Consider the following 1,623-nt stretch of genomic DNA (forward strand, 5'->3'; position numbering starts at 1 on the left):
GCGAACGGCGACGGCCGGTGCGGAGCGTCCTCCGCACCGGCCGTCGCGGTGTCGCGGTGTGGTCAGCTGGTGGCGGCCAGGGCCCCGTCGGGCTCCCGGCAACCGGCCAGCGGACACGAGGTGGTGCAGGCGAGGCGGCCGTGGAGGGCCGCGTCGGTGTGGGTGCCGGCGAACGGCCAGCGCCCGGTGAAGCGTTGCAGGTACCAGAAGAGGAACAGGTAGTCGGGTTCGGCGGTGTCGGCGACGAACACCGCGGGCCCCGGGAGCCGTTCGATCCAGCGGGCGTAGGCGGTCATCGCGATGGCGGGTGGACGGCTGGCCCGGCGGGTGCAGAGCCAGTCCTCCGCCCGTCGCCTCCAGGTCTCGAGGGCGATCGGGTGCAGGGTGGCACCGGGCAGCTCGCGCACGTTCGTGCTGAACGTGCTGATCAGGCCCCCGCCGGGCGCGTGCGCGGCGGAGGTGAGGGTGAGCAGGGAATGGGGGCCGGGGATCGGCCCGTCGGTGTGGATGTGGGCGGTCACGTGGATGTCGGGGGGCATGACGGATCCTGTCGCCGAAGGGACTTCGCACGTGTTCGCGGCGCGGCCTGAGCCAGCGTGGCGAACGGGATCCGCGGCGCGGTGTTCCGCGTGGCGGAAGGAACCGGGCCCCGTGGTCGGGTGGTCACACGGGTTGCGTCACTGCTCTTCGCTATGCACTTGTGCAGCACGGCGCGAGGGTCGCGGTGACACCTGGCCCGCTGAAATTAGAACTGTGCGTGCTCGCCCGTCAACGGTCCGTCGCCAACCGGCCGGCGAGCAGGACGTCCATCCGCTGCCCGTCCACCTCGTAGGCCGAGCGTTGCCTGCCCTCGGGGAGGAAACCGCACTTCGCCGACACGCGCGCCGAGGCCGCGTTGCCCTCCGCCCACGCGTAGGTCACCCGGTGCAGGCCGATCCCGCCGAAGGCGAACCGGAGCACCGCCGACAGCGCCGTGGTGATCATCCCGCGACCCCGGGCCTCCGGGAGCGCCCAGCAGGCGGCCTCGGCGGTGCCGAGCGGCAGATCGACCGCGGCGAGCTCGACCTCGCCGAACATCTCGCCCGTGGTCGGCTCGCAGACCGCCCACGTGTACCGCTCGTCCCGCGCCCAGTCCCGCGCCCGCCGGCGGATGTACGCGTCGGCCTCGACCCACTCCGCGGGCGGCCTCCGGCGCCACCGCCGGATCTCCGGATCGACGCACGATGCCAGCACTGCGGGCCGGTCGTCGATCCTCTCATCGGTCCGCAGCGCCCGGAGGTACCAGGTGCCCGCGTTGATCTCGACGGGATCCGTGGTCAGTCCTTGATCTCGCAGATGACCGTGCCCTGCGACACCGAGCTGCCCGCCTCGGCGGCCAGGCCCGTGACCGTGCCGTCCTTGTGCGCGGTGACCGGGTTCTCCATCTTCATCGCCTCCAGGACGACGACGAGGTCACCCGCCGAGACCGTGTCGCCGTCGGCGACCGCGACCTTGATGATCGTGCCCTGCATCGGTGCCGTGACGGCATCCCCGGACGCCTTCGCGCCGCCCTTGCCGCCGCCGCGCTTGCGGGGCGGGGCCTTCGCCGCCGCGGCGGGCGCCGCGCCCCCCCCCCCCCCCCAC

The 1,623-nt window shown here is 73.5% G+C and carries 3 protein-coding genes; all 3 read right to left on the reverse strand.

All coding sequences use genetic code 11. From position 1 onward, the window contains the following. Nucleotides 1–62: 62 nt before the first annotated feature. The gene (locus tag KME75_RS41385) at nt 63–539 is read right to left on the reverse strand and encodes a hypothetical protein (protein WP_219420441.1); all 477 of its coding nucleotides are present in this window, start codon (nt 537–539) and stop codon (nt 63–65) included. 229 nt (nt 540–768) lie between these two features. Next, nucleotides 769–1,335 (reverse strand): GNAT family N-acetyltransferase, encoded by a 567-nt coding sequence (locus KME75_RS41390; RefSeq protein WP_308283515.1) that lies wholly within the window; start codon nt 1,333–1,335, stop codon nt 769–771. Further along, nucleotides 1,317–1,623 (reverse strand): acyl-CoA carboxylase biotin carboxyl carrier protein subunit (locus KME75_RS41395; protein WP_308283514.1); only part of this gene is annotated, 307 nt, incomplete at its 5' end. The genes KME75_RS41390 and KME75_RS41395, both read right to left, overlap by 19 nt.

The organism is Pseudonocardia nigra, assembly GCF_019396355.1.
GTDB lineage: Bacteria > Actinomycetota > Actinomycetes > Mycobacteriales > Pseudonocardiaceae > Pseudonocardia > Pseudonocardia nigra.